We start from the raw sequence: 21,401 nt of genomic DNA on the forward strand, positions 1-21,401 counted from the left end.
TCCGGAGAAGCCCGGCCCGAGGACGGGGCCCGGCACCGGTGTGCCTACCGGTACCGGGCCCCCGACTCACCGCCCGCCCTGACCAGGCCCAGCTCGTAGGCGACGATCACGGCCTGGGCCCGGTCGCGCAGCCCCAGCTTGGCGAACAGCCGGTTGATGTGGGTCTTCACGGTGTGGTCGGTGATGGTGAGACGCTCCGCGATCTCCGCGTTGGACAGCCCCCGCGCGATCAGGGTCAGTACCTCCGTCTCCCGGGCGGTCAGGTCGCCGGCGGCGGGGACGGGAAGCCGCGAACCGCGCGCGTGCACGAACTCGGCGATCAGCCGTTTGGTGATCTCGGGCGACAGCAGGGCGTTCCCGCTCGCCACCACCCGCACGGCGTGCAGCAGTTCGGGGAAGGTGGCGTCCTTGAGCAGGAAGCCGCCCGCTCCGGCCGCGAGCGCGTCGTACACGTACTCGTCGAGGCCGAAGGTCGTCAGCATCAGGACCTTGGTGGCGCCGCCCGAGGCGGTCAGGATCTCGCGGGCCGCCTCGATGCCGTTCTTGTGCGGCATCCGGATGTCCAGGAGCGCGAGGTCGGGCCGGGTCGTGGCGGCCGACAGCACCGCCTGCACCCCGTCCTCCGCCTCGGCGACGACCTCGATGTCCTCCTGGGTGCCCAGGAGGTTCACGAAGCCGGTGCGGACGACCGCCTGGTCGTCCGCGACCAGTGTCCGGATCACGCGCGCCTCCTCCCCCCGCTCCACGGCACTCATCCGCTCCCCCACGGAAGCACCGCCTCCACCACGAAGCCGCCGTCCGGACCGGTCCCGGCGCTGAGCCGGCCCCCGACCAGGGCCGCCCGCTCCCGCATCCCGGTCAGGCCGTGCCCCGTGCCCGTACCGGGACGGGAGCCGGGGCCGGTGACGGCCCCGGCACCGGGACCGTCGTCGCGGACCCGGAGGGTGAGCAGCCGGCCGGCGCCGTAGTCCACCTCGACCACGGTACGGGCGCCGGGGGCGTGTTTGCGGGCGTTGGTCAGCGCCTCCTGCGCGATCCGGTAGGCGGACAGCTCCCACGCGGCGGGCAGCGCCACCCGCTGTCCGGTGATCCGCAGCTCGGCCGTACCGCCCACGGCCCGGTGCTGGTCGACCAGTTCGACCAGGTGGTCGAGGGTCGGCTGGGGGGCGGTGAGGGCGGTGTCGCCCCGGGGCGTGCGCAGGACACCGAGGAGGCGGCGCAGTTCCGCCATCGAGGAACGGGCGGTGGCGGCGATCTGCTGGAAGCCGTCGCGGGCCTCGGCGGTGAGGCCGGGCGTGGTGTACGTGGCACTCTCGGCCTGGACCGCGATCATCGACACCGAGTGCGAGACGATGTCGTGCAGTTCACGGGCGATCGCGGCGCGCTCCGCCTCGGCGGCCTGCTGCCGCTCCATCGCTATCAACTGGGCCTGTGCCAGCGACCGTTCGGTGCGGGTCTCCTCCCGGGAGCGGACCGCGTCGCCCATCATCACCGCGCCGAAGAGGACCACGGTCAGCAGGAAGGACTCGGCGAACAGGCTGAGCGACCCCCGCTCCCACAGCGCGGGCACCGGCAGGTCCATCCGCGACCACGTGTTGATGTGCACCAGGTTCACGCACAGCGCTCCGAGCGCGCCGCCCGCGACGGTGAGGGCCGGGTGCAGCACCCGGTTGCGGCCCAGCGCGTAGCAGCCGGTCAGCCCGCTCACCATGATCGAGACGTACAGGTTGACGTCCCCGGCGAAGCCGATCAGCCCCGCCGCGACCGTGAGCACGGCGACGGGCGGGAAGGAGCGCCGCCACATCAGCGAGGCTGCCGACAGCAGCGCCCCGGCCGTGGTGGTCACCCCGCCCGGGACGACGACCAGCTCCACGACCGCGCCCGCCGTCACGGCGGCGCCGGTGATCCACGGGTAGGCGGGCGCCGCGAACCAGTCGCGCAGCCTCTGTTGGGGCGACGTACTCATCCCCCCATGATCCCGATCGGGGCCGGAGCGCGCGTCGCCGCCCGGGTGGAGTCTGCGGGCCGCCGTCGTACCACGGGTTGACTCCCGGGTGCGGAGCCTCGGTTGACGCCCTTCGACCTGCGGATTCCTAACGTCGACTGACATGATGAAGAGCTTTGGGGAGCGGGTCGCGCCGACCACCCGGCGGCCCGTCGAACGGTATGCGTGGGCCGGGTGTGCGGTGGCGGCGGCGGGTTTCGCGTCGGTGTCCGACCTGGCGGCGCATCAGGTGTGGGGGTGGTCGGCCGGTGCGGGGTACGCCCTCGCGGCGTTACTGGCGACGGGGTCCGCGCCGCGTCCGGCCGCCCGGGCGGTGGCCTTGGCGGGGGCCGCCCTGCTGCCGCTCGTCGGCATGGTGCTGGCGGGGCTCGGACAGTCCGAGGTGTCCGTGGTCGAGCGGTCGGCGCGGCTGCTGACCGCCACCGGCAGCCCCTACGTCACGACGCCCGCGACCGTGGGCGACTTCAACCCCTACCTGCCGGGGATGGCGCTCTTCGGACTGCTGCCCGGAGACCCCCGCTGGTGGCTGGGCGGCGTGTTCACCGCGTCCCTCGTCGCCGCGGGGCTGCGCCGCGTCGGGCTGCTGCTCGCGTGCCCCCTGGTCGCGTTGCCCCTCGCGGTGGGCGGCGTCGACCTGCCGGTGGCCAGCCTGATGTGCCTCGGTCTGGCGCTGGCGGGGCGGGGGCGTCCGGGCAGGTCCGGCCTGGCGCTCGGGGCCGCCGCAGCCCTCAAGTGGACCGCCTGGCCCGCCCTGCCGGTGGCGCTGGCCCTGGTCGCCGTACGGCAGGGCGGCCGGCCCGCGCTGCGGTGCGCGGGCGTGGGCCTGGGCGCCGTGGCGGCGGTGGTCCTGCCCTTCGCCCTCACCGACCCCGCCGGCTTCCTCCGCAACGTCGTCGCCTTCCCCCTCGGGCTGACCGCCACCGCCTCGCCCGCCGGCAGCCCGCTGCCCGGGCACCTGCTCGCGGCTCACGTCCCCGGCGGCACGGTGATCGCGCTCTCGCTCCTGACGGTCGGCGCACTGCTGGTCGGTGTCTCGCTCGCGGTACGCCCTCCGCGTACCCCGGAGGCGGCGGCCGGCCGGCTCGCACTCGGCCTGGGCCTCGCGACGGCCCTGATGCCGGCGACGCGCTTCGGCTACCTGGTCTACCCGCTGGTCCTGGCCGCCCTGGCGCACCGTACGACGCACCGGGGACCCCAGGTCACCGGCCGTCCGGCCGAGAGGACTTCCGCATGACGCGCGACGCCGGTGCCGGTGCCGGTGCCGGTGCCCGCACGCTGATCGTCACCAACGACTTCCCTCCCCGGCAGGGCGGCATCGAGACCTTCGTCCGCGAACTGGCCGACCGCTTCCCGCCCGACGAGGTGGTCGTCCTCACCTCCGCGCCGACGGCCGCGGTCGAGGACGAGCAGCCCTTCCCCTACCCGGTGGTCCGGCACTCGGCCCGCACCCTCCTGCCGACGCCCCGGGCGACCGCGCACGCGGCTGCGGTGGCCCGCCGGTACGGCTGCGACCGGGTGTGGTTCGGAGCGGCGGCGCCCCTCGCCCTGATGGCGGGGCGGCTGCGGCGCACGGCGGGGATCCGCACCGCCGTCGCCACCACCCACGGCCACGAGGTCTGGTGGGCCCGTACCCCGGGCACCCGCGGCCTGTTGCGCCGCGTCGGCGCGCAGGTGGACACGCTGACCTGGCTGGGTGAGAGCACGCGGGGCCCGATCGAGGCGGCCCTCGCCCCGGGCGCCCGGACCGCCCGCCTCGTCCCCGGCGTGAACACCGAGGCCTTCCACCCAGGCGCCGACGGCACCCGGATCAGGACCGGGTACGGCCTGGGCCACCGCCCCGTGATCCTGTGCACGGCCAGGCTGATCCCGCGCAAGGGCCAGGACACCCTGATCAGAGCGCTGCCCTGGGTGCGCAGGGCGATCCCGGACGCCGTACTGCTCCTGGTCGGCGACGGCCCCTACGCGGCCGGGCTCCGGCAGCTGGCGTTGCGCGAGGGCGTCATGGACGCGGTCTTCTTCGCCGGCGGCCACGCCCACCACGCGCTGCCGTCCTTCTACGCCGCCGCCGACGTCTTCGCGATGCCTTGCCGCACGCGCAGGGCCGGTCTCGAGGTGGAGGGCCTCGGGATCGTGTACCTGGAGGCCGCCGCGTCCGGGCTGCCGGTCGTCGCGGGTGACTCGGGCGGCGCTCCGGACGCGGTGCGGGACGGCGAGACGGGGCACGTCGTCGACGGCCGCTCGGTGGCGGCGACGGCGGACCGGCTGATCAGGCTCCTGCGCAGTCCCCGTCTCGCCCGCGCCATGGGCGGCCGGGGCCGCGACTGGGTGCGTACGGCATGGTCCTGGGACCACTCGTACGCGACGCTGCGGGACCTGCTGGCAGCCGGCCCGAGGTCGCTCGGCCCCTGACAGGAGAGTCGCCGAGCCGCTGTCCCGAAGGCACGGCTCGGCGACGGGTGGGGAGGGATCAGAGCGCGAGGTCCGTCAGGACCAGCACGCGCTCGTAGGTGTAGTCGTCCATCGCGAACCTGACGCCCTCGCGGCCGACGCCGGACTGCTTGGCACCGCCGTAGGGCATCTGGTCGGCGCGGTAGGAGGGGACGTCGCCGATGACCACGCCGCCGACCTCCAGGGCGCGGTGGGCGCGGAAGGCGGTCTGGAGGTCGTGGGTGAACACGCCTGCCTGGAGGCCGTACTTGGAGTCGTTGACGGCGGCGAACGCCTCGGCCTCGCCGGTCACCCTCTGCACGCTGAGGACGGGGCCGAAGACCTCCTCGCGGGCGAGGGTGGTGCCGGCGGGCAGGTCGGTGAGGACGGTCGGGGCGTAGGAGGCCCCGTCGCGCTTGCCACCGGTGAGGAGCTTCGCGCCCGCGGCGACGGCCTCGTCGACCCAGGACTCCACCCGCTCGGCGGCGGCCTCGCTGACCAGCGGGCCGACGTCCGTCGCGTCGTCGTTCGGGTCGCCGGTGACCTGGGCCTCGACGGCGGCGACGATGCGCGGCAGCAGCCGGTCGTAGACGGCGGCGTCGGCGATCACACGCTGCACCGAGATGCAGGACTGGCCGCCCTGGTAGTTGGAGAAGGTCGCGATGCGCGCCGCGGCCCGGTCCAGGTCCTCGTCGCTCGCCCAGTCGGCGAGGACGACGGCCGCGCCGTTGCCGCCCAGCTCCAGCGTGCAGTGCTTGCGGGGCACCGAGTCCATGATCGCGTAACCGACCGTCTCGGAGCCGGTGAAGGAGATGACCGGAAGGCGCTCGTCCTGGACCAGGGCGGGCATGCGGTCGTTGGGCACCGGGAGGATGCTCCAGGAGCCGGCGGGCAGCTCGGTCTCGGCGAGGAGCTCGCCGAGGATCAGGCCGGACAGGGGGGTGGCGGGGGCGGGCTTGAGGACGATGGGCGCGCCGGCGGCGATCGCGGGGGCGATCTTGTGGGCGCAGAGGTTGAGCGGGAAGTTGAAGGGCGCGATGCCGAGGACGACGCCCTTCGGGAAGCGGCGGGTGAGGGCGAGGCGGCCCTGACCGCCGGCGTCGGTGTCCAGGCGCTGGGCCTCACCGCCGTTGAAGCGGCGGGCCTCCTCGGCGGCGAAGCGGAAGACCGACACCGCGCGGCCGACCTCGCCGCGGGCCCACTTGACCGGCTTGCCGTTCTCGGCGGAGATCAGCCGGGCGATCTCCTCGGTGCGCTCCACCAGGCGGCGGCTGACGTGGTCGAGGGCGGCGGCCCGCACGTGGGCGGGGGTGGCGGCGAACTCGTCCCGTACGGCGTACGCGGCGGCCACGGCCTCTTCGACCTGGGCGTCGGTGGGGAGGCTCACCGTGCCGACGGTGCTGCCGTCCCAGGGGGAGGTGACGTCGAAGCCGGACTCGCCGGTGGCCTGGCGGCCGGCGAGCCAGAAGGCGTGGGTGGAAGTCATTGTCGAGTCCCGGCCCTTCCGCGTTGAGGTGGAGTGGTGTGCACGGTGCGGGCTCCACGGTAGGGCGGGGCGGGGCAGCGGGCGTTTGTCCGGCGTGTAGTGGTGCGGGGACGGTGTTCGACGCGGCGGCCAGGTGCGCGGGCCGCGACCTCACCGGTCGCAGAACGGGCCGCGACTTTGCCGGTCGGCGGGCGGCGCCTCGACCTCACCGGCCGGTGAGCGGGCCGTGACCACCCCGGCAGGTGGGCCGGACCGCGACCTCACCCGCAGGGTGAGCATGGCCGCGACTCCCCCGGTCGGTGGGCGGGACTACTCGGATGCCGTGGCCTTCAGGGCCAGCCACAGCTCCATGCGGACGTCCGGGTCGTCCAGCGAGCGGCCGAGGATCTCCTCCACCCGGCGCATCCGGTAGCGCAGGGTGTGCCGGTGGACGCCCAGGTCGGCGGCGGCCGCGTCCCACTGGCCGTGGCGGGAGAGCCAGGCGCGCAGGGAGGCCACCAGGTCGCCGCGGCCGGTGGCGTCGTGGTCGCGCAGCGCCCGCAGGAGGCCGTCGGCGAAGGCGCGGACCGCGTCGTCGGCGAGCAGCGGCAGGACGGAGCCGGCCGCCAGGTGCTCGTGCTCCACGCAGACCCGGCCACGTCGGCGAGCCACCGACAGGGCCTGCTCGGCCTGCTTGTAGGCGGTGGTCGCGGCGATGGGCCCGGACGGTGCCGACAGTCCGACGACCAGGCTCTCCTCGTCGCCGCCGGTGCGGGGCTCGGGCGCCGGGCGGCCGGCCTCCAGCGCCGAGGCGTGCTCGACGCAGGCGGCGACGGCCGCGCCCCCGTCGGTGGCCAGCACCACCAGGCGTTCGCCCTCGGGGACCACCAGAACCGCCTCGCCGGCCCGGGCCGCGGCGGACTCCGCCGCCTCGGCGAGCGCGTCGAGGGCGCCGAGCGGGTCGCCGCCGGTGTCGCCGCCCTGGTCTCCGGTGGCCTGGGCGGCCGTGCCGTTCCTGGCCCTGGTCCCCGCCGACTCGGCGACGATGATCCGGAACGGCGCGTCCAGCAGCCCGCCGTACAGGTCGCCGGCGACCGTCCGCGCGTGGTCGGGTTCACCGGCCAGCAGCATGCGCAGTACGGCCCTGTCGATGCGCAGCCCGGCCTCGTGCAGGGAGCGGGAACGCTCCGTGGTGAGGGTCAGCAGGGCGATGGCGGAGTGGACGGCGTACCGCTCGGCGGTGCCGGGGGCGGCGGCCGTACCGACGGCGAGCGCGGAGCGGGGCCTGCGGGAGGTGCCCAGGGAGTGCAGCTCGACCCGGTCGGCGTTCTCGGGCTGCTCGGGGCTGTGGCCTCCGCCGACCACGGAGGAGGCCGGGGCGGGACGCTCGCGCAGCCGCTGTACGTCCGCCGTGAGCCGGGCCGCCCTGCGGCCCGCCCACTCCGGTGCGGTGGCGACGACGGCGCCCGACGCGTCGTACAGCGCCGCCCAGCCGTCGACCTGCGCGGCGAGCGCGGCCAGCAGGCCCTCCGGACCGTCGGCCAGGGCCCGCCGGGTCAGCTCGCGCTGGGCGGCGAAGCCCGCGGTGACGGCGCGGTACTGGTCGGCGGCGATGGCGGCGGAGACGGCCTTGCTGATGGCGAGGAAGGGGGTGCGCCGCGGCACCTCCAGGAGCGGCAGCCCTTCCTTGCGGGCCGCGTTCACCAGAGCCTCGGGGACGTCGTCGTAGTTGACCCCGACGGCGAATCCGAGGCCGATCACTCCGGCGCCCGCCAGCCGCTTCACGTACCGGTGCATCACCTCGGGGTCCTCGGCGTCCAGCTTGAGGGCGGTGATCAGCAGCAGTTCCCCGCCCTCCATGTAGGGCACGGGGTCGGCGAGTTCGCTGACATGGGCCCAGCGCACCGGCACGTCGAGGCGGTCCTCGCCGGCGCGCACGGTCAGCTTGAGCGCCGAGTGGTGGACGAGCGAGGCGAGCGTCGGGGGCATGGGGCCTGGGCCTTCGGGTCTGCGTCAGGGGCGGGGAGGCTGCGCGTGAGGGCGGGCGGTGGCAGGTGGTGGCGGTGGAGCGGTGTGGCGTGGCGTGGTGTGGAGCCGCTGTGATCTTTTGGCCGCCGCGTATGAACGGCCTGTGTCGATTCTGCCTCACTGTACGGTCCCCGGCTGCCCGCCCGGGGACCGAGGGGCCACTCGCCCGGCTGCGTCGCCCGCCCTGAACGAGCGGATACGTCGCCCGCCCGGAGCCGGCGAGTACGTCGCCCGCCCGGAGCCGGCGGATGCGTCGTCCGCCCGAACCGTGGATCACCCGCGCGGGCCCGCCGCCCGTCCGGCGTCCGGGAAGCCGCCCGAACCCGCGCTCCTCACCCGCGCAGGTCCACCAGCAGCGGCGGCGCGTGCTCGCCCTTGACGCTGGTCAGCGACAGCACGGCGTGCCCGGCCGGTACGGCGTGGGCCAGCTCGGAGGCCGACCAGCGTTCCCGCTCGACCTGCCGGACGGTCACCGCGCGCGCGGTGGGCGCCTTTCCGGTGATCACCCGGCGGAGTATGTGCACGGCCTTGCCCGCCGGGGTCTCGGCGATGATCTGGCGGTCGGTGACGTCGCGGGCCTCGGTCCACTCCTTGCCCCACACCTCGGCGAAGTCCTGCCCGTCCCAGGGGGTGAGCCCGGACAGGGCCATCCGGCACCCGATGGCACCGAGCAGCGGCCCGCGCAACGGGCGCGGCACGTCGTCCAGGGTGCGCAGGGTCAGCACCACACCGGCGCCGGCCGAGCGCAGCCGCTGCACCGCCCGTACCGCCTCCGGCGTCACCACGCCGCTGGCGTCGTCCAGCACCAGGCAGGCGAACAGCGACCGGTCCTCCCGCACCGAGACACTGGCCGTGAACTGGGCGAGCACCAGCCGCGCCAGCATCCGGGAGGCGTCGGCGTGGCCGCGCTGGGGCAGGTCGATGCGGACCCGCACCGGGTGGTCGAGGGCCTTGAGGGAGAAGGGCCGCGACTGCCCGGAGGTGTCGAAGAACGGGGCGAAGGCGGGGCGGTCCAGGAGCGCCACCCGGTCGGCCAGGACGCCGCCGACGTCGCCGGGCCGTCCCATCTGCCGCTCGCGCGCGTCCAGCTCCCGCAGCAGGGACTCCTGTCCGGCCGCGCGCAGTCCCTCGCGCAGCTCGGCCAGCGGTCCGGCCGCGCCGTCCAGCAGCTGCCGCAGTTCCGGCACGCCGGGGAAGCGGCCGTGGACCGCGCGGAAGGGGCCGAGCAGCTGGGCGAGGACGGTCGTGGACCGGCGGGTGTCGCCGCCCTGGTGCTGGTCGGTGAGGTCGCCGACCAGGGCTTCCGCGAGCACGACGGCGGCCTCGTCCGGGTCGGTCGTGCCGCCGTACAGGTCCAGGTCGTAGACGGATTCCGGGTTGCCGATCCGTACGACCACGTCGTAGGCGTCGGCCGGGCCGAGGTCCGATCCCGCCGCGCCGACCACGACGACCGCGGCCCGCCCGGCGAGCGCGTGCAGGCACAGCGACTCGGTGAGCGGCCGCACCAGGCTGCCGGTCTTGCCGGAGCCCGCGGGGCCGACGGCGAGCAGGGAGGTGCCGAGCAGATCGGGACCGAGGGCGAGGCCGGCCCCGCGGTAGGCGTAGGGGTTGCGGGCGTCGTCGGCGGCCGTGCCGATGCGCACCTGGCCGGTGACGAGGTCGTGCCGGGCCTGCCGGACGGGCAGGTCGCGGGCGCCGGAGGGGTGCGGGCAGGCACCGGCGCCGTGGCTGAGCACGGCGCCCGTGAAGGTGGCGAGGCTGTGCCGTCCGCGCTGCACGCCCTGCCAGGCGCGGGCGATGCGGGCGTGGTCGACGTCCCGCATGAGCCCCGAGCGGGCGTCGGCGGCGAGCCGCTCCGCCGCGTCGTGGGCACCGGCGGCGCGGAGCGCGGGCCAGGCGGCGGGGTCCTCGTCGGGGGCGGGCTGGGGGACGGCTCCGGGGGCGGCGCCGCGCCAGGCGGGCGGGCCGTAGCGCCGCCAGATCTCGCTCCAGCGGCCGAGCCGGCCGACGCCGACCATGATGATGCCGGCGACCAGGACGTAGTAGGCGTAGACGACCACGACGGAGGAGAAGCTGTGGGGCTCCGCCCAGGAGTCCGGGATCATCGCGAAGAGGGGCAGCAGCCACCAGCCGCCCAGGTATCCGTTCCACAGCAGCGACCAGATCAGCCAGCCGACCAGGAACGCGATCACCGCGCCGCTCAGCAGCTGCCTGCCCGGGACCCGCTCGGGCTCTTCCTCGGGCCGCGGCCGGTGCCCGAAGCGCCACACGCCGGGCAGGGCCTGCGGGCGCGGGGTGCGCAGCCAGGTCAGGAAGGCGGAGCCGTCCGAGGTGCCCGGTGCCCGCGTCGGCCGCGGCGGCACCGTGGGCGCCCGTGGGGGCACCTCGGGCGGCCCCGCCGGACGCGGCACCGGATTCGCGTGCGTGCCCCGTGCGTCCCGGTCGCCGTCGCCGTCCATCGCCCTTGCCCCCTGACCTGCCGCTCCGTCCACCATCAGCGAGCCAATCTAACGCGCTCCCCTGGGGAGTTCACCGTTTACGCGGCCGGGCCCGCGCCGACGTGTCCGGATGCCACCGTTCCCGGCACCTGTCCATGTCGGACAACCGGCTGTCCGGACAACGCCCACATGGAGCATGCCCACCCCACGCCGCCGGTTTTAGCCTGCGAGAAAAGAAGGCAAGCGTCCGTAAGATCCCGCGGATCCCGCAGGTCCACCAGGCCCCGCGGATCCGGCACGACCCCAGGAGCCCCCCATGACCGCACTTCCGCAGGAGCGCCGCGTCGTCACCGCCATTCCCGGCCCGAAGTCGCAGGAGCTGCAGGCCCGCCGTACGGCCGTGGTCGCGCAGGGTGTGGGCTCCACGCTGCCGGTCTTCGTCGCGCGCGCCGGTGGCGGTGTCATCGAGGACGTCGACGGCAACCGCCTGATCGACTTCGGTTCCGGCATCGCGGTGACCTCCGTCGGCGCCTCCGCCGAGGCCGTCGTACGCAAGGCGTCCGCGCAGCTCGCCGACTTCACCCACACCTGCTTCATGGTCACGCCGTACGAGGGCTACGTCGCCGTCGCCGAGGCGCTGGCCGAGCTGACGCCGGGCGACCACGCGAAGAAGTCGGCGCTGTTCAACAGTGGCGCCGAGGCCGTCGAGAACGCCGTCAAGATCGCCCGTGCGTACACCAAGCGGCCGGCCGTGGTCGTCTTCGACCACGGGTACCACGGCCGGACCAACCTGACGATGGCGCTGACCGCGAAGAACATGCCGTACAAGCACGGCTTCGGACCGTTCGCGCCGGAGGTCTACCGGGTGCCGGTCGCCTACGGCTACCGCTGGCCGACCGGTGCGGACAACGCCGGTCCGGAGGCCGCCGCCCAGGCGATCGACCAGATCACCAAGCAGGTCGGTGCCGAGAACGTGGCCGCGATCATCATCGAGCCGGTGCTCGGCGAGGGCGGCTTCATCGAGCCGGCCAAGGGCTTCCTGCCCGCGATCCGCGAGTTCGCCTCCGACAACGGCATCGTCTTCGTCGCGGACGAGATCCAGTCCGGCTTCTGCCGTACCGGCCAGTGGTTCGCCTGTGAGGACGAGGGCATCGTCCCGGACCTGATCACCACGGCGAAGGGCATCGCGGGCGGTCTGCCGCTGTCCGCGGTCACCGGCCGCGCGGAGATCATGGACGCCGCGCACTCCGGTGGCCTCGGCGGCACCTACGGCGGCAACCCGGTGGCCTGCGCGGGCGCGCTCGGTGCCATCGAGACGATGAAGGAGCTGGACCTCAACGCCCGCGCGAAGCACATCGAGGCGGTCATGAAGGCCCGCCTGGGCGCCATGGCCGAGAAGTTCGACATCATCGGCGACGTCCGGGGCCGCGGCGCGATGATCGCGATCGAACTGGTCGAGGACCGTGCCACCAAGAAGCCGAACCCGGCGGCGACCGCCGCGCTGGCCAAGGCCTGCCACGCCGAGGGCCTGCTGGTGCTGACCTGCGGCACGTACGGCAACGTGCTGCGCTTCCTGCCCCCGCTGGTCATCGGGGACGACCTGCTCAACGAGGGCCTCGACATCATCGAGCAGGCCTTCGCCGCCCTCTGAGCGGGCGGGTGCGCGAGGATCCGAACGCGCATCTGAGCCGCGCTTCGCACGCCTGGCGCAGTGAACGGCGGAGCGTGTGAAGAACGTGTGCGAGGTGGATGTCAGGACGCCGATGCCCCTGTCCTGAGCGCACCCCCTGTCGTAGGTTCTACGCAGATGAGAGATGGACCCGCCCACAGGGGACTGTGGGCGGATCATCAGGCGGGGCTTCCCCAGCTTCGACCTGGTCGTGCCTCGCGCACACAACCGGAGCCCGCGGGTTCCGGCTTCCTCACCGATCGGACGGTCGCCCGCCCCAAACCCCCCGGGGCGCGCGGCGTTCCGATCAGGACGGCCGCCTCGGCACTCGGGACGGTGGTTCACCGAAGGGCCGACACACTCCCCCCCTTGTGCCGGCCCTTCGGTGTCTCACCTCCGGTCTCCTCTCGTGATCCCTCGTGTGGTTCCTCCCCGGTGATGCGGGCGGGCTGCCCCGTGCCGTCCGTACGGCGGTCACGGCCGGTGCGACTGCGCGACGGCGGGCCTGCGAAGCTGGGCGTCATGCCGGTCTCCGCCCCTCCCCGCGCACGGTCCGCCCTCGCTCTTCGCGCGCGGTCCGCCCTCGTCGCGCTTCCCGTGCTCCTCTTCGCGCTGATCACCTGGCAGGTCGTCGCCGACGGCCCGCTGGTCGGCGTGGACGAGCGGCTGAGCGCGCGGCTCGTCCACCCCGACCGGTTCTCCGAGCTGCTGTCCGACCTGGGCAATGTGCAGGTGGCCGTGCCCGTCCTCGTGGTGGCGCTGGCGTACACGGCGTGGCGGGGCCGCGCCGCGGGTGCGGACCGCTGGTGGCTGCCGCCCCTGGCCGGGGCCCTGGCGATGGTGCTGGTCCCGGCTCTGGTCGCGCCGCTGAAGGAGTGGACCGACCGCCCCGGCACCCCGGCGGTGCCGCCGGCGACCGGCTACTACCCCTCCGGCCACACCGCCACGGCGGTCGTCGCGTACGGCGCGGCGACGCTGCTGCTGCTCGGGCGGCTGCGTGCGCCGGCCGTACGCCGGGCGCTGGTCCCGCTGTGCGCCGTACTGGTCCTCGGCACCTCCTACGGCCTGGTGCGGCGGGGCTACCACTGGCCGCTGGACGTGCTGGCCAGCTGGTGCCTGGGGGCGGTGCTGCTGGCCGGGGTCGCCCTCGCGGTGGGCCCGGGTCCGGCGGGCGTCAGCCGAAGTACGCGTCGAAGTTCTTCTGGAACTCCCAGTTCGCGTAGCGGTCCCAGTTGATCGACCACGTCATCAGGCCGCGCAGCGCGGGCCAGGTGCCGTGGGGCGCGTACGAGCCGCAGTCGGTCTTCCTGGTCAGGCAGTTCAGCGCCTTGGTGACCTCGGCCGGGGAGACGTGGCCGTTGCCCGCCTGGGTGGAGGCGGGCATGCCGATCGCGACCTGGTCGGGGCGCAGGGGCGGGAAGACGTTGTTCGCGTCGCCCGCGACCGGGAAGCCGGTGAGCAGCATGTCGGTCATGGCGATGTGGAAGTCCGCGCCGCCCATGGAGTGGTACTGGTTGTCGAGGCCCATGATGGAGCCCGAGTTGTAGTCCTGGACGTGCAGCAGGGTCAGGTCGTCGCGCAGGGCGTGGATGACCGGCAGGTAGGCCCCCGCGCGCGGGTCCTGGCCGCCCCACTTGCCGGTGCCGTAGTACTGGTAACCGAGCTGGACGAAGAATGTCTCGGGCGCCATGGTCAGCACGAAGCCGGCGCCGTACCTGGCCTTCAGGGACTTCACGGCGGAGATGAGGTTGACGACGACGGGGGTCTTCGGGTTCTTGAAGTCGGTGTCGTCGGCGTTCAGGGAGAGCGAGTGGCCCTCGAAGTCGATGTCGAGTCCGTCCAGGCCGTACTCGTCGATGATGGCGGAGACGGAGGAGACGAACCTGTCGCGGGCGGCGGCGGTGGTGAGCTGCACCTGGCCGTTCTGGCCGCCGATGGAGATCAGCACCTTCTTGCCGGCCGCCTGCTTGGCCTTGATCGCGGCCTTGAACTCGGCGTCGCTCTCCACGTTCGGGCACTCGGTGACCGGGCAGCGCTCGAAGCGGATGTCCCCCGAGGTGACCGAGGTGGGTTCGCCGAAGGCCAGGTCGATGACGTCCCAGCTGTCGGGCACGTCGGCCATGCGGGTGTAGCCGGAGCCGTTGGCGAAGCCGGCGTGCAGGTAGCCGACCAGGGCGTGCGCCGGGAGGCCCGGGGAGCCGCCGCCGTCGTCGGGGCGCCGGGCGGTGGTCGCGGTGACGGTGGCCGAACGCGCGGACTCACCCGCTTCGTTGACCGCGGCGACCTGGAAGGAGTAGGCGGTCGAGGGGGTCAGGCCGGTCACGGTGGTGGAGGTGCCGGTGACCGTGCCGGCCTTGGCGCCGTCGCGGTAGACGGCGTAGCCCGTCGCGCCCGTCACGGGTGACCAGGACAGGGCGACGCTGGAGGAGGTCACCGCGCCGGCCTTGAGACCGCCGGGAGCCGCCGGGGGCTGGCCGGTCCCGCCGCCCGGGCCGGTCAGGGAGATGTCGTCGGCGTGGTAGGCGCCGGTGCCGTACCAGCCGTGGGTGTAGACCGTGACCTCGGTGGTCGACGGGCCGGTGCGGAAGGTGGTCGTCAGCCGCTGCCAGTCGGGGGCGGACTGGGCCCAGGTGGAGACGTCGGTGGTGCCGGTGCCGCTCGCGCCGAGGTAGACGTAGGTGCCCCGGACGTAGCCGGAGAGCGTGTACTGCGCGTCCGGTTTCACGGACACCGTCTGGGAGCAGCGGGCGTTGTCGGCGCCTGCGGGGGTGGCCTTCAGGGCGGCGGTGCCGCTGTGGACGGGCGAGGTGACGGTCGTGCCCGCCGTACAGGTCCAGCCGTCGAGCGCGGACTCGAAGCCGCCGTTGCGGGCCAGGTCCGCGTCGGCCGCACGGGCGGCCGACGTGAGCGCGGTCAGGCCGGAGGCGGCGAGGGCCGCCGCGGTGAGCAGCGTGACGAGCGGGCGACGGGCGAGGGGTCTGGCGCGTTCCACAAGTGCCTCCGGACATGGGGGAGATGGGGAGGACGGAGCGCGCCCAACTTGGTCCAGACCAATTCCGTTGTCAACCCCTTGCGCACGTCACACCCGCTATCCCGCGCCCTCCTCCCCCGCGAGGGCCGCCGCCGCCTCGTGCATCGCCAGCTCCAGGAGCGAGGGATCCGAGAGGGTGCCGGTCCCGTCCGGCGGGATCAGCCAGCGGGTGCCGCCGGACGACAGCCCGCAGGGGTGGGGCACCACGATCCAGGTGCCGGGACCGGCGGTCCGGATGCCGGTGCCGACCCAGCGCGCCGCCGTGCCGGCCGGCACGAAGAAACCCGTGCGCGCGTCACCGAAGTCGGCGAGTACCGGGCCGGGCTGGTCGAGCACACGGGAGAGCACGTCCAGGGTCGGATAGCCGAGCCTGCTCGGCAGGATGAGCACGTCCCAGGCCTTGCCGGCGGGCAGCAGCGCGACACTCGAGGGGTCGCGCTCCCACTCCCGCCGGCAGGACTCGGGATCCGGTGCGACGGATGCCAGCCAAGCGACCGCCGTCTTCGCACCAGGCATGGAAAACCTCCCTTTCACTCGTGGACGCGGGGTGCGTCACGAGGGAGAGGGAGGTCCGCCGGTGGCATTACGCGGGTTGCGGTGACTCCTTGGGGTGAACCGGATCACACGCCGGCCGGCGGCTCAGCTGTCGAAGCCGAGTCCGAGCCGGTCCATCGTCCGCAGCCACAGGTTGCGCCGGCCGCCCTGCGCGTCCGCGCGGGCCAGCGACCACTTGGTGAGCGCGATGCCGGTCCAGGCGAAGGGCTCGGGCGGGAACGGCAGCGGCTTCCTGCGCACCATCTCCAGCTCGGTGCGCTCGGTGCGCTCGCCCGACAGCAGGTCGAGCATCACCTCGGCGCCGAACCGGGTCGCGCCCACCCCGAGGCCGGTGTACCCGGCCGCGTACGCCACCTTCCCCCGGTGCGCGGTGCCGAAGAACGCGGAGAAGCGGGAGCAGGTGTCGATGGCGCCGCCCCAGGCGTGGCTGAAGCGGACGCCCTCCAACTGCGGGAAGCAGGTGAAGAAGTGCCCGGCGAGCTTGGCGTAGGTCTCGGGGCGGTCGTCGTACTCGGCGCGCACCCTGCCGCCGTACGGGTAGATCGCGTCGTAGCCGCCCCACAGGATCCGGTTGTCGGACGACAGCCGGAAGTAGTGGAACTGGTTGGCGCTGTCGCCGAGGCCCTGCCGGTTCTTCCAGCCGATCGAGGCGAGCTGCGTGTCGGTGAGCGGCTCGGTCATCAGGGCGTAGTCGTAGACGGGAACGGTGTACGAGCGCACCCGCCGGACCAGGTTCGGGAAGACGTTGGTGCCGAGCGCGACCGTGCGGGCGCGGACCCCGCCGTAGGGGGTGCGTACGGCCATGCCGGCGCCGTACGGCCTGAGGGTGAGCGCGGGGGTGTTCTCGTGGACGCGGACGCCGAGGTCGAGGCAGGCCCGCTTGAGGCCCCAGGCCAGCTTGGCGGGGTTGACCATCGCCACGCCCCGCCGGTCCCACAGGCCCGCCCGGAAGGTGGGTGAGTCGACCTGGTCGCGCACGGCGTCGGCGTCCAGGTACTCGATGCCCTCGGCGAGACCCTTGCCGCTGATCTCCTCGTACCACTCCTCCAGCTCCCGGGCCTGGTAGGGCTCGGTGGCCACGTCGATCTCGCCGGTGCGCTCGAAGTCGCAGTCGAGTCCGTGGCGGGCGACCGCCGCCTCGATCGCGTCGAGGTTGCGGACGCCCAGTTCCTCCAGCTTGCGGATCTCTCCGGGCCAGCGGGTGAGGCCGTTGGACAGTCCGTGGGTGAGGGAGGCGGCGCAGAATCCGCCGTTGCGGCCGGAGGCGGCCCAGCCCACCTCGCGGCCCTCGATCAGCACCACGTCCCGGCCCGGGTCGCGCTCCTTGGCGATCAGCGCGGTCCACAGTCCGCTGTAGCCGCCGCCCACCACCAGCAGGTCGCAGGTCTCGGCGCCGGTGAGGGCGGCCTCGGGGCGGGGACGGCCGGGGTCGTCCAGCCAGTACGGGACCGGCTGGGCGTCGGAAAGGGATTTCGTCCAGTCGTTGCTGCGGCTCATGGCGCTCGGGGCCATGATTTCAACTCCCTACGAATACGGCTGAGGCGCTCTATGCCTTGCGGCGGTTCCGGCGGTTGCCGATGACCATGGAGGTCAGGACGAACAGTACGGCGATGACGAACATGGCCGTGCCGACGACGTTGATCTGAACGGGCGTTCCGCGCTGCGCCGATCCCCAGACGAACATGGGGAAGGTGACGGTGGAACCCGCGTTGAAATTGGTGATGATGAAATCGTCGAAGGACAGCGCGAAGGCGAGCAGCGCGCCGGCCGCGATGCCGGGGGCGGCGATCGGCAGGGTGACCCGGACGAAGGTCTGGAAGGGACCGGCGTACAGGTCCTGCGCCGCCTGCTCCAGGCGTGGGTCCATCGACATCACGCGTGCCTTGACGGCCGTCACGACGAAGCTGAGGCAGAACATGATGTGGGCGATCAGGATCGTCCAGAAGCCGAGCTGAGCACCCATGTTGAGGAAGAGGGTGAGCAGCGAGGCGGCCATCACGACCTCGGGCATCGCCATCGGCAGGAAGATCAGCGAGTTGATCGCGCCCCGTGCGCGGAAGCGGTAGCGCACCAGCGCGAAGGCGATCGCGGTGCCGAGGGCGGTGGCGCCCAGCGTCGCCCAGAGGGCGATCTGGAGGCTGAGCGAGAGGGAACCGCACAGCCCGGCGACCCCGCACGGGTCCTTCCAGGCGTCCGTGGAGAATTGCTGCCACTCGTAATTGAAGCGCCCGTTCGGCTTGTTGAACGAGAACACCGTGACGACGACGTTGGGCAGCAGCAGATAAGCGAGTGTCAGCAGTCCGGCGATCACGACCACATGGCGCTTGAACCAGTTGACGAAGGCCATTTAAACGAGATCCTCCGTCCCGGACCTGCGGATGTAGAAGGTGACCATGGCCAGAATCGCGGCCATGAGGATGAACGAGAGTGCCGCCGCCGTCGGATAGTCCAGCACCCTGAGGAACTGGGACTGGATCACGTTCCCGATCATTCCGGTGTCGGCCGAGCCCAGCAGGGAGGCGTTGACGTAGTCGCCGGTGGCCGGGATGAAGGTCAGCAGCGTGCCGGAGACGACGCCCGGCATCGACAGCGGGAAGGTGACCTTGCGGAAGACCGTGGACGGCTTCGCGTACAGGTCCCCGGCCGCCTCGTGCAGCCGGCCGTCGATGCGCTCCAGGGAGGTGTAGAGCGGCAGGATCATGAAGGGCAGGAAGTTGTACGTCAGACCGCAGACCACCGCGAGCGGGGTGGCCAGCACGCGGTCCCCGGAGGTCCAGCCGAGCCAGCCGGTCACGTCCAGGACGTGCAGCGTGTTCAGGGCGCCGACGACCGGGCCGCCGTCGGCGAGGATCGTCTTCCAGGCCAGGGTGCGGATCAGGAAGCTGGTGAAGAACGGCGCGATCACCAGGATCATGATCAGGTTGCGCCAGCGTCCCGCGCGGAAGGCGATCAGGTACGCGAGCGGGTAGCCCAGCAGCAGGCACAGCACGGTCGCGGAGGCGGCGTAGGCCACCGAGCGCAGGAACTGCGGCCAGTACTCGGACAGCGCGTCCCAGTAGGTGGCGAAGTGCCAGGTGACCTTGTAGCCCTCCTCCAGCGAGCCCGTCTGCACGGAGGTGGAGGCCTGGTAGATCATCGGCGCCGCGAAGAAGACGACCAGCCACAGGATGCCGGGCAGCAGCAGCCAGTACGGCGTCCAGCGGCCCCGCTTGCGCGGGGGTTTCTTCTCGGGCGCGGCCGGGGTCAGGGGCGGCGGCGCCTCGGTGAGGGTGGACATCAGGACGCCTCTCCCTCGGCCACACCGGCGTCGCCCGTCGTCCCTGCAAGCACGGACTGGTCGGCGTCGAGCCCGAAGGTGTGCGCCGGGTTCCAGTGCAGGACGACCTCGGCGCCGGGTGCGAGGCGGGGGTCGCGGTCGATGTTCTGGGCGTAGACCTCGAACTCGGGGCAGGCCGCGCAGTCCACGACGTACTGGGTGGAGACACCGATGAAACTGGTGTTGCTGATCCTGCCGGATATGCGGTTGCGGCCCTCGGGGATGGAGCCGGCGTCGTCCGCGTGGGTGAGGCTGATCTTCTCGGGGCGCACGCCGACCAGGACCTTGCCGCCCGCCTTCGCCGGCGCGGTGCACCGTGCGCCGGGCAGCACCAGCTTGTCGCCGGCCGCCTTGACGACGACGTCGTCGCCGCTGCGGGTGTCGACCTCGGCCTCGATGAGGTTGGAGGTGCCCAGGAAGTTGGCGACGAACGTGGTGCGCGGGTTCTCGTACAGGTCGGCGGGGGCGCCCAGTTGCTCGACGCGGCCCGCGTTCATCACGGCGACCTGGTCGGCCATGGTCATGGCCTCCTCCTGGTCGTGGGTGACGTGCACGAAGGTGATGCCGACCTCGGTCTGGATGCGCTTGAGCTCCAGCTGCATCTGGCGGCGCAGCTTGAGGTCGAGGGCGCCGAGCGGCTCGTCGAGGAGCAGCACCCTGGGGTGGTTGATCAGGGCGCGGGCGACCGCGACGCGCTGCTGCTGGCCGCCGGAGAGCTGGTGCGGCTTCTTGCGGGCCTGCTCGCCGAGCTGCACCAGGTCGAGCATCTCGCCGACCTGCTTCTTCACGCTCTTGATGCCGCGCCTGCGCAGGCCGAAGGCGACGTTCTCGTAGATGTCGAGGTGCGGGAAGAGGGCGTAGGACTGGAAGACCGTGTTGACCGGCCGTTTGTAGGGCGGCAGCGCGGTCACGTCGTGGTCGCCGAGGTGGACGGTGCCGCTGCTGGGCTCCTCCAGTCCGGCGATCATGCGCAGGGTGGTGGTCTTGCCGCAGCCCGAGGCACCGAGCAGGGCGAAGAAGGAGCCCTGGGGCACGGTCAGGTCGAGCGGGTGCACGGCGGTGAAGGAGCCGTAGGTCTTGCCGATGCCGGTGAGGCGGACGTCGCCGCCGCCCGTCGCGTCCGGCTGGTTCTTCGTCGGGTTCGTCGTCGTCATCGTCGTCACGCCCCAGTGAGCTTCGCGAACTTTTCTTCGTAGGCCGTCTCTTCCTTCGCGCTCAGGGAGCGGAAGGAGCGCGACTTGGCCTGCATGGCCTTGTCGGGAATGATCAGCGGGTTGTTCGCCGCGTCCTCGTCGATCTTCGCCAGGTCGTCCTTCACGCCGTCGACGGGGCAGACGAAGTTGATGTACGCGGCGAGTTCCGCGGCCGGGCCCGGCTCGTAGTAGTAGTCGATGAGGCGTTCGGCGTTCGTCTTGTGCCGTGCCTTGTTGGGGATCAGCATGTTGTCGCTCGACGTGACGTAGCCGCTGTCCGGGATGACGAAGTCGATGTCGGGGTTGTCCGCCTTGAGCTGGACGACGTCGCCGGCCCAGGCCAGACAGGCCGCGAAGTCGCCCTTGCTGAGGTCGGACGTGTAGTCGTTGCCGGTGAAGCGGCGTATCTGGCCGCGGTCGACGCCCGTCTGGAGCCGGGCGATCGCCGCGTCGTAGTCGTCGTCGGTGAAGCGGGCCGGGTCCTTGCCCATGTCGAGCAGCGTCATGCCCATGGTGTCGCGCATCTCGGTGAGGAAGCCGACGCGGCCCTTGAGCTTCGGGTTGTCGAGCAGGTCGGAGACCGTCCCGACCTCGATTCCGTCCAGCGCCTTCTTGTTGTAGGCGATGACGGTCGAGATGCCCTGCCAGGGGTAGGAGTAGGCGCGGCCGGGGTCCCAGTCGGGGGTGCGGAACTGGGACGACAGGTTGGCGAAGGCGTGCGGCAGGTTGGCCGGGTCGAGTTTCTGGACCCAGCCGAGGCGGATCAGCCGGGCGGCCAGCCAGTCGGTGAGGACGATGATGTCGCGGCCGGTCTCCTGGCCCGCGGCGAGCTGCGGCTGGATCTTGCCGAAGAACTCGCTGTTGTCGTTGATGTCCTCGGTGTAGGAGACCTTGACGCCGGTGCGCTCGGTGAACGCGTCCAGCGTGGGATGCCGGCGGCCGCTCTCGTCGACGTCCATGTACTCGGTCCAGTTGGAGAAGCGGACCTGCTTCTCCTCCTCGGAGTGGTCCTCGGCGGAGACACCGCCCTCGGTCTTGCCGGCCGCCGGGATGCCGCACCCGCTCAGCAGACCGATTCCGCCGGCCGCGAGCACGCCGCCCGTGGAGGCGCGCAGCAGCGAACGCCGGGTGAGGGCGGCCCTGCCGTTCCTGAGACTGCGCCGCACGGCGGCCACTTGGGCCGGGGACAGGCGGTCGGGCTCGTACTGCTCCATGCGCGTGGGTGCCCTTTCGGGTGGGTCGGCCGTGGTCGGCGGCCTGTGTGACGGCTGTCG

16 protein-coding genes and 1 pseudogene are annotated in these 21,401 nt (G+C 72.9%); 5 read left to right on the plus strand and 12 right to left on the minus strand.

Annotation, left to right across the window (positions count from 1 at the left end; genetic code table 11):
- Window positions 1-44: 44 nt before the first annotated feature.
- Together EV562_RS26685 and EV562_RS26690 are read right to left on the minus strand one after the other, a co-directional pair.
- Window positions 45-755: a response regulator transcription factor gene (locus tag EV562_RS26685; protein ID WP_133889418.1), complete on the minus strand. Its 711-nt coding sequence runs from the start codon at window positions 753-755 to the stop codon at window positions 45-47.
- Window positions 752-1,966: a sensor histidine kinase gene (locus EV562_RS26690; RefSeq protein WP_133889419.1), complete on the minus strand. Its 1,215-nt coding sequence runs from the start codon at window positions 1,964-1,966 to the stop codon at window positions 752-754. Before EV562_RS26690 ends, EV562_RS26685 begins: the two co-directional genes overlap by 4 nt.
- Window positions 1,967-2,111: 145 nt before the next feature.
- On the opposite strand from EV562_RS26690, the gene EV562_RS26695 reads away from it, so the two are divergent.
- Together EV562_RS26695 and EV562_RS26700 are read left to right on the plus strand one after the other, a co-directional pair.
- Complete coding sequence (locus tag EV562_RS26695) at window positions 2,112-3,239, plus strand: glycosyltransferase 87 family protein (RefSeq protein WP_243860196.1); 1,128 nt, start codon at window positions 2,112-2,114, stop codon at window positions 3,237-3,239.
- Window positions 3,236-4,414 (plus strand): glycosyltransferase family 4 protein, encoded by a 1,179-nt coding sequence (locus EV562_RS26700; protein ID WP_133889421.1) that lies wholly within the window; start codon window positions 3,236-3,238, stop codon window positions 4,412-4,414. Before EV562_RS26695 ends, EV562_RS26700 begins: the two co-directional genes overlap by 4 nt.
- A gap of 58 nt (window positions 4,415-4,472) precedes the next feature.
- Here EV562_RS26700 and EV562_RS26705 read toward each other — a convergent pair whose 3' ends face one another.
- From EV562_RS26705 to EV562_RS26715, 3 genes are all read right to left on the minus strand, one after another.
- A complete protein-coding gene (locus EV562_RS26705) occupies window positions 4,473-5,918 on the minus strand; it encodes an aldehyde dehydrogenase family protein (protein ID WP_133889422.1) in 1,446 nt (481 codons plus the stop codon).
- Window positions 5,919-6,227: 309 nt separating this feature from the next.
- Window positions 6,228-7,886, minus strand: a complete 1,659-nt coding sequence (locus tag EV562_RS26710; RefSeq protein ID WP_133889423.1) for a PucR family transcriptional regulator — start codon at window positions 7,884-7,886, stop codon at window positions 6,228-6,230.
- A gap of 371 nt (window positions 7,887-8,257) precedes the next feature.
- Window positions 8,258-10,384 carry an ATP-binding protein gene (locus EV562_RS26715; protein ID WP_133889424.1) on the minus strand — a complete coding sequence of 709 codons (2,127 nt, stop codon included), beginning with the start codon at window positions 10,382-10,384 and terminating at the stop codon, window positions 8,258-8,260.
- A gap of 295 nt (window positions 10,385-10,679) precedes the next feature.
- Between EV562_RS26715 and gabT the strand changes: the two genes are divergently transcribed.
- The 3 genes and pseudogenes from gabT (at window position 10,680) to EV562_RS26730 (ending at window position 13,268) form a co-directional block, all read left to right on the plus strand.
- Window positions 10,680-12,014, plus strand: a complete 1,335-nt coding sequence (gene gabT, locus EV562_RS26720) for a 4-aminobutyrate--2-oxoglutarate transaminase (RefSeq protein WP_133889425.1) — start codon at window positions 10,680-10,682, stop codon at window positions 12,012-12,014.
- A gap of 156 nt (window positions 12,015-12,170) precedes the next feature.
- Window positions 12,171-12,340 (plus strand): annotated as a pseudogene (locus EV562_RS35710) (phosphoesterase); the annotation flags it as partial.
- A gap of 214 nt (window positions 12,341-12,554) precedes the next feature.
- Complete coding sequence (locus tag EV562_RS26730) at window positions 12,555-13,268, plus strand: phosphatase PAP2 family protein (protein WP_166662007.1); 714 nt, start codon at window positions 12,555-12,557, stop codon at window positions 13,266-13,268.
- Here the strand turns inward: EV562_RS26730 and EV562_RS26735 are convergent.
- The 7 genes from EV562_RS26735 to EV562_RS26765 all read right to left on the minus strand — a co-directional run bounded on the left by EV562_RS26735 (window position 13,207) and on the right by EV562_RS26765 (window position 21,341).
- Window positions 13,207-15,024: a glycoside hydrolase family 18 protein gene (locus EV562_RS26735; RefSeq protein WP_133889427.1), complete on the minus strand. Its 1,818-nt coding sequence runs from the start codon at window positions 15,022-15,024 to the stop codon at window positions 13,207-13,209. The genes EV562_RS26730 and EV562_RS26735 overlap by 62 nt on opposite strands.
- A 96-nt stretch (window positions 15,025-15,120) precedes the next feature.
- Complete coding sequence (locus tag EV562_RS26740; RefSeq protein WP_133889428.1) at window positions 15,121-15,579, minus strand: hypothetical protein; 459 nt, start codon at window positions 15,577-15,579, stop codon at window positions 15,121-15,123.
- 123 nt (window positions 15,580-15,702) lie between these two features.
- Window positions 15,703-17,130: an FAD-dependent oxidoreductase gene (locus EV562_RS26745; protein ID WP_133889429.1), complete on the minus strand. Its 1,428-nt coding sequence runs from the start codon at window positions 17,128-17,130 to the stop codon at window positions 15,703-15,705.
- Between the two features lie 34 nt (window positions 17,131-17,164).
- Window positions 17,165-17,965, minus strand: a complete 801-nt coding sequence (locus EV562_RS26750) for an ABC transporter permease (protein WP_133889430.1) — start codon at window positions 17,963-17,965, stop codon at window positions 17,165-17,167.
- Window positions 17,966-18,895 carry an ABC transporter permease gene (locus tag EV562_RS26755; protein WP_133889431.1) on the minus strand — a complete coding sequence of 310 codons (930 nt, stop codon included), beginning with the start codon at window positions 18,893-18,895 and terminating at the stop codon, window positions 17,966-17,968.
- A complete protein-coding gene (locus EV562_RS26760) occupies window positions 18,895-20,088 on the minus strand; it encodes an ABC transporter ATP-binding protein (protein WP_133889432.1) in 1,194 nt (397 codons plus the stop codon). The genes EV562_RS26755 and EV562_RS26760 overlap by 1 nt, the downstream gene beginning before the upstream one ends.
- Window positions 20,089-20,093: 5 nt before the next feature.
- Window positions 20,094-21,341 (minus strand): spermidine/putrescine ABC transporter substrate-binding protein, encoded by a 1,248-nt coding sequence (locus EV562_RS26765; RefSeq protein WP_133889433.1) that lies wholly within the window; start codon window positions 21,339-21,341, stop codon window positions 20,094-20,096.
- Window positions 21,342-21,401 lie beyond the last annotated feature (60 nt).

It is taken from the genome of Streptomyces sp. BK208, from assembly GCF_004364245.1.
Taxonomy (GTDB): Bacteria; Actinomycetota; Actinomycetes; order Streptomycetales; family Streptomycetaceae; genus Streptomyces.

What these genes read in the sequence shown, in the direction of transcription:
- EV562_RS26760 (WP_133889432.1), bottom strand. Translation starts at nt 20,088, where the DNA reads ATGACGACGACGAACCCGACGAAGAACCAGCCGGACGCGACGGGCGGC.
- EV562_RS26695 (WP_243860196.1), top strand. Translation starts at nt 2,112, where the DNA reads ATGAAGAGCTTTGGGGAGCGGGTCGCGCCGACCACCCGGCGGCCCGTC.
- EV562_RS26700 (WP_133889421.1), top strand. Translation starts at nt 3,236, where the DNA reads ATGACGCGCGACGCCGGTGCCGGTGCCGGTGCCGGTGCCCGCACGCTG.
- EV562_RS26745 (WP_133889429.1), bottom strand. Translation starts at nt 17,130, where the DNA reads ATGGCCCCGAGCGCCATGAGCCGCAGCAACGACTGGACGAAATCCCTT.
- gabT (WP_133889425.1), top strand. Translation starts at nt 10,680, where the DNA reads ATGACCGCACTTCCGCAGGAGCGCCGCGTCGTCACCGCCATTCCCGGC.
- EV562_RS26765 (WP_133889433.1), bottom strand. Translation starts at nt 21,341, where the DNA reads ATGGAGCAGTACGAGCCCGACCGCCTGTCCCCGGCCCAAGTGGCCGCC.
- EV562_RS26730 (WP_166662007.1), top strand. Translation starts at nt 12,555, where the DNA reads ATGCCGGTCTCCGCCCCTCCCCGCGCACGGTCCGCCCTCGCTCTTCGC.
- EV562_RS26740 (WP_133889428.1), bottom strand. Translation starts at nt 15,579, where the DNA reads ATGCCTGGTGCGAAGACGGCGGTCGCTTGGCTGGCATCCGTCGCACCG.
- EV562_RS26750 (WP_133889430.1), bottom strand. Translation starts at nt 17,965, where the DNA reads ATGGCCTTCGTCAACTGGTTCAAGCGCCATGTGGTCGTGATCGCCGGA.
- EV562_RS26755 (WP_133889431.1), bottom strand. Translation starts at nt 18,895, where the DNA reads ATGTCCACCCTCACCGAGGCGCCGCCGCCCCTGACCCCGGCCGCGCCC.
- EV562_RS26690 (WP_133889419.1), bottom strand. Translation starts at nt 1,966, where the DNA reads ATGAGTACGTCGCCCCAACAGAGGCTGCGCGACTGGTTCGCGGCGCCC.
- EV562_RS26715 (WP_133889424.1), bottom strand. Translation starts at nt 10,384, where the DNA reads ATGGACGGCGACGGCGACCGGGACGCACGGGGCACGCACGCGAATCCG.
- EV562_RS26710 (WP_133889423.1), bottom strand. Translation starts at nt 7,886, where the DNA reads ATGCCCCCGACGCTCGCCTCGCTCGTCCACCACTCGGCGCTCAAGCTG.
- EV562_RS26705 (WP_133889422.1), bottom strand. Translation starts at nt 5,918, where the DNA reads ATGACTTCCACCCACGCCTTCTGGCTCGCCGGCCGCCAGGCCACCGGC.
- EV562_RS26685 (WP_133889418.1), bottom strand. Translation starts at nt 755, where the DNA reads ATGAGTGCCGTGGAGCGGGGGGAGGAGGCGCGCGTGATCCGGACACTG.